Origin of the sequence: Frankia nepalensis (assembly GCF_016786325.1) — a bacterium.
GTDB lineage: Bacteria > Actinomycetota > Actinomycetes > Frankiales > Frankiaceae > Pseudofrankia > Pseudofrankia nepalensis.
In genome coordinates this window covers 1-5,175 of the sequence record NZ_JADWYU010000279.1, presented here as the reverse complement: position 1 = coordinate 5,175, position 5,175 = coordinate 1, and the positions used below count along the sequence as shown (strand labels likewise).

The window sequence follows — 5,175 nt, the reverse complement described above, 5'->3', positions numbered from 1 at the left end:
GGACACGCTGGCCGGCCACGACCCGGCCGACATCGAGCGGATCATGTCAGCGAACCTGGCGGAACTGCTCGGCCTCCAGACACCCACTCGGCCGGCAGGTCGCGGCTGATCACCGCGGAGGCTCGAAGGGCGACGGTGGCGGATGCGCCCGCGCGGGTGGCGCCAGGCGTCGCGCAGGTGAGTGGCCGAGCCGACCTGGGATTTCGGGGAAATGCGCGAGCCTCTCGCCTCGCGCGGCTTCCACGGCGATGTGCCAAGCCGGCGACACGGATCGGATCAGAAGGGGCGAGTTGATGACCGCGGTGATGCGGGGTATTCGGGTGCTGGAGGTCGCTGAGCACACGTTCGTCCCGGCGGCGTCCGCGGTGCTGGCCGACTGGGGTGCCGAGGTCATCAAGATCGAGCATGTCACCCGCGGTGACGCCATGCGTGGTCTGGCCAGCACGGGCGTGCTGGATCTCGGTGCTGGTGGCGTCCATGTGCTCTTCGAGCACTCGAACCGCGGCAAGCGCAGCCTGGCGCTCGACCTGTCCGTCCCCGAGGGCCTGGAGATCCTCTACCGGCTCGTCGAGGTCTGTGACGTGTTTCTGACCAACAAGCTTCCGCGGGTGCGGTCGTCGCTCGGGATCGAGGTGGATGACATTCGGGAGCGCAACCCGAACATCATCTACGTCCGAGGCTCGGGATATGGCGACGCCGGTCCCGACGCGAACAACGGTGGCTACGACATCCTGGGCTACTGGGCGAGGTCGGGGCTCGCTGCCGGTGCCAGTCCAGCGGATCTTGACCGCTTGGTCTGGCAGCCGGGTCCCGCGTATGGAGACTCCATCGGTGCGATGACGATAGCTGGTGGCATCGCGGCGGCGTTGCTGCACCGCGAGCGGACGGGTGAGGCGCCGGTAGTGGACGTCTCGCTGTTGGCAACCGGCATGTGGGCGCAGGGCGCTGGTATCGCCTTGGCGATGCGGTCCGGTGTGCCCTGGGGGCAGCCAGCCGCGGACCAGCTGCGTAACCCGCTGACGAACAGCTACCGTACGCTGGACGGCCGTTGGATCTTCTTGTCCTGCCTGCAGTACTTCCACTACTGGCCTGAGATGTGCCGTGTGCTGGGCCGGCTGGAGCTCGTCGATGACGAGCGGTTCGCCTCCTTCGAGGCGCTGACGGCGAACTGCGCCGCGGCTATCGCGATCCTCGAAGAGGAGTTCCGCTCCGCGACGTTGGCCGAGTGGCGCGAGCGACTGGCCGACTTTCGTGGTCAATGGGCGCCGGTGCAAAACGCGGTGGAGGTCGTCGACGACCCGCAGGTCGTGGCCAACGGCTATGTACAGGAGACATCGACCAAGGACGGTGTCCCGTTCCGGCTTGTCGCGCCGCCGGTGCGGTTCGACGATCAACCGGCAGTGCCGACGCGTGCGCCGGAGTTCAACGAGCACGCAGAGGAGATCTTGACCGATCTTCTTGGCCTGGACTGGGACACGGTGATTGACATGAAGCTGAAGGGTGTCGTCGCGTGACCTCCGCCGGCCGTTGGCCCGCGCGCGGCACGGCCGAGACCAGGGGGTCTGAGTAAACATCATGGATTTCGACGCCGACGAGTCCGTGGCGGCGCTGCGCGCCGAGGTGCGTGCGTTCCTCGCCGAGGAGCTCACGCCCGAGCTGGACGACCGGGTCTACCGCAGCGGGGTGTCGCACGACGACACGTTCGTGCGGCGCCTCGCCGAGCGCGGCTGGGTCGGCCCTGGCTGGGAACGCGCCGACGGCCGCCGCGCGCTCAACCCGTACGAGGTACACGCGCTCGTGGACGAGCTGACGAAGGCCGAGGCGCCGGTCTACGCGATCAGCACGACCGAGATGGTGGCGAACGTGATCCGGGCGGTCGGCTCGGAGGCGCTGAAGGCCGAGATCCTGCCGCGGTTCCTGCGCGGCGAGGTGACGATCGCGCTGGGCATGACCGAGCCGGAGGCTGGCTCCGATGTCGCCGGGGTCCGCACGCGCGCGCGCCGGGACGGCGAACGCTGGATCGTGGACGGCCAGAAGATGTTCACGACCAACGGGCACATCACCGACTACATCTTCCTGCTCACCCGGACCCGTCCAGACGGGCCGAGGCACGCCGGACTGACGCTGTTTCTGGTCCGGCTCGACCAGCCGGGCGTCGAGGTGCAGGCCGTCCACACGCTGTCCGGCGAGCGGACGAACATCGTGTACCTCAGCGAGGTGCTGGTAGAGGACCGTTGGCGGATCGGTGACGTCGACGGCGGCTGGCGAGCGCTGATGATCGCGCTTCAGGACGAGCACTCGGCCCCGTTCAGCCCGCACCTGGCCCGGCTGCTCGAGGCGGTGGAGGAGTGGGCGCGCGGGTGTGGACGGATCGACGAGCCCGACACGCAAGATCGCCTCGGCCGCTGGGCGACCGCGCTGGAGGTCGCCCAGCTCCTGGAACTGCGCGCCACCTGGATGGCCGTGAACGGCCAGGTACCGGTGGCGGAAGGGCCGATGTCGAAGCTGTTCAGCACTGAGTCGTTGGTGCGTGCCGCGGAGGACCTGACCGAGCTCGTCGGACCGGACGCCCTGCGCAGCAGGCTCGATCCGACCGCGGTCGTCGGCGGCCGGATCGAGCACGCACTGAGGTTCTCCCTCGGCACCACGATCTACGCCGGTACCAGCGAGATCCAGCGCAACATCATCGCCCAGCAGCGCTGCGGCCTGCCCCGCAAATGAGTCGTCACACCCCATGTCACGCCGACGCGGCCTCACGTACCCGTGCGACACAGGGCGCGACCAGCGCCACGGCGAGGTACGAGACGCCTTATTCACCTGGTCGGTAATCATGTCATCCAGTCTCGCCAAACGGTTGGTATCCAATCCCGCAAACGATCATCCCTTTAGTGCGAGGCTGAGAGATCATGAGTGGCGATCCTGTCATCTTAGAAGCGGCGATCAACGGGGCGACATCCCGGGACCGCAACCCGTGCGTCCCGATCACACCGCCCGAGATCGCCACCGACGCGCTGGCGTGCATCGTGGCTGGGGCGGCGATCGTTCACCACCACATCGACCGGTTCGGCTGCAGCGAGGCTGAAGCGGCCGAGCGGTACCTGGAGGCCTGGCGGCCGATTCTGAGGGCGCGCCCCGACGCATTGATCTACCCGACTATTCACGCGGCGGCCTCGCCCAGCTACGAGCATCAGGTTCCATTAGCGGAAAGCGGTTTGGCGCGCATTGGGATCGTGGACCCCGGCTCGGTCAACCTCGGCGGCATCGACGCCGAGGGAGTCCCTGTCGGCTCCTTCGTCTACGACAACTCCTACGACAAGATTGCTCGAGCGTTCAAGATCTGCTCCGATTGCCGGCTCGGGCCGAGCATGGCGATCTATGAGCCGGGGTTCCTGAGGACCGCGGTCGCCTGGTGGCGCGCTGGCTGTTTACCCGCCGGATCGATGGTCAAGCTTTACTTCTCAACCGACCAGGGTTATCTCGGCGCGCCATTCGGCTTGCCACCGACAGCGCGCGCGCTCGATGTCTACCTCGAGATTCTCGCCGACTGCGACGTTCCCTGGGCGGTATCGGTGGTGGGTGGAGACGTCGTCGCCAGCGAGGTCGCGCGGCTCGCACTGGAACGCGGCGGCCACCTGCACCTGGGGCTCGAGTTCTACGGCGGCGACCGACGACCTACGAACGTCGAGCTGGTAACTGAGGCCGTGCAACTGTGTGAGGAAGTCGGCCGCCCGGTCGCCACTCCTGACCAGGCCGCCACCATTCTCGGCCTGCCGCGTCCACGCCTGGACCGGCAGTGAGTCGAGCCGCGCAGGTTCATCCCGAATCTTTTGGAAGCGTCGAGCCGTCGGCGGGTGTGAGGACTTCGCCGCGCCGACGGTGCAATCGGTGTCGTCAGCGAGCCCCCGCGTCGTCGGCCGTCATATCGTGGGAGTTGAGAAAGCCATGAACGGAGAGGATGCGACCGGTCACGTGGTTCTGGTGCACGGCCCACTGCTCGGCGAATCGTTCCAGCATGGCGGCGAGCGCGAAAGACAAGACCTTCGTTTATCCGGCTGTTCGGTCCTTCCGCTTCTCAGGGTGTAAATAGATGTCCGGCGTTCACGTCGATCACGGCGCCCGTGATCCCTGATGCCAGATCCGACGCGAGGAACAGGACGGCGTTTGCGACCTCGTCCTCGGTCACAGGGCGGCGTAGAGCCATCTCGCTCGTGTACTCGCCGAGCACGTCCTCGTAGTCGACGCCGCGTTGCACGGCTAGCGATCGGTAGTACTGCTCCAGCCGGTCGCTCCAGATGTGACCTGGCGCGACGCAGTTCACGCGGACACCACGTGGGCCGAGTTCGGCGGCAAGCGACTGAGCAATCTTGTGGGCCTGGGCCTTGCCAGCGCTGTACTCGCTGCGGCCGGCGAGGCCTATGCGGCTCGACATGGACGTCACGTTGACGATGGAGCCGGTACCGCGCTCGACCATGTGTGGGGCTACGTACCGGCAGGTGAGCAGTGTCCCGAACCCGCCGATCTCCATCGCTCGCCGCCACTCCTCGAGTGCATGATCGTCCATGTCGACGATGGCACGCTTGGCGGTGCTCGGGAACGCCGTGTTGACCAGAACATCGACGCGGCCGAAGTGCTCGATCACTGTCGCGGCCATCCGTTCGGCGCTGGGCGGCGAGGAGATGTCCGCCGCCACGGAGAGCACCTCGCCGCCGGCCGCGCGTGCGGCGTTGCCCGAGACATCGAGCGACGCCGCGGACCGGGCGACCAGCGCGACGCCCGCGCCCGCGGACGAGAACCGACGGGCAAGGGTGGCTCCGAGGCCGGCCCCTGCGCCAACGACCACGACCACGCGGTCATGAAATGAAAGAGAATCTTGACCTTGGCTCACCTGTTGACCTCCTGAACTCGGTTGGCAGCACACATGACGACGCCCCGCGGTACTAGGTGAGAGCCGCGGGGCGTCGCGGTACACCGGCGGGAGGCCGACCGGTCCAACGTGGATGCGGTCGTCGTGGGTGTACCGCCCTTCACGGTCAGTGCGTGGGCAGTCCGACGAGTTCGGCGCAGTTGGCGCGCATGATGCGGTGGATCTCGTCGGGGGTGAAGGCGGTGAGTTCGTCGGTGAAGGCGGCGGGGTCGGCGAGGCCCTCGCCGTGTGGCCAGTCGGAGCCGAACAGG

5 protein-coding genes and 1 pseudogene are annotated in these 5,175 nt (G+C 67.4%); 3 read left to right on the top strand and 3 right to left on the bottom strand.

The window, feature by feature from the left end; all coding sequences use genetic code 11:
* Positions 1-293: 293 nt before the first annotated feature.
* The 3 genes from I6A81_RS40270 to I6A81_RS40260 all read left to right on the top strand — a co-directional run bounded on the left by I6A81_RS40270 (position 294) and on the right by I6A81_RS40260 (position 3,797).
* A complete protein-coding gene (locus I6A81_RS40270) occupies positions 294-1,514 on the top strand; it encodes a CaiB/BaiF CoA transferase family protein (RefSeq protein WP_203007873.1) in 1,221 nt (406 codons plus the stop codon).
* A gap of 61 nt (positions 1,515-1,575) precedes the next feature.
* A complete protein-coding gene (locus I6A81_RS40265; protein WP_203007875.1) occupies positions 1,576-2,721 on the top strand; it encodes an acyl-CoA dehydrogenase family protein in 1,146 nt (381 codons plus the stop codon).
* A 185-nt stretch (positions 2,722-2,906) separates the two neighbouring features.
* On the top strand, positions 2,907-3,797 hold the full coding sequence (locus tag I6A81_RS40260; RefSeq protein WP_203007877.1) for a BKACE family enzyme: 891 nt from the start codon (positions 2,907-2,909) through the stop codon (positions 3,795-3,797).
* Positions 3,798-3,891: 94 nt separating this feature from the next.
* On the opposite strand, the gene I6A81_RS40255 is transcribed toward I6A81_RS40260, so the two are convergent.
* The 3 genes and pseudogenes from I6A81_RS40255 to I6A81_RS46460 all read right to left on the bottom strand — a co-directional run.
* Complete coding sequence (locus I6A81_RS40255) at positions 3,892-4,035, bottom strand: hypothetical protein (RefSeq protein ID WP_203007879.1); 144 nt, start codon at positions 4,033-4,035, stop codon at positions 3,892-3,894.
* Positions 4,036-4,072: 37 nt separating this feature from the next.
* A complete protein-coding gene (locus I6A81_RS40250; protein ID WP_203007881.1) occupies positions 4,073-4,846 on the bottom strand; it encodes an SDR family oxidoreductase in 774 nt (257 codons plus the stop codon).
* Between the two features lie 184 nt (positions 4,847-5,030).
* A pseudogene (locus tag I6A81_RS46460) lies at positions 5,031-5,175 on the bottom strand (amidohydrolase family protein); the annotation flags it as partial.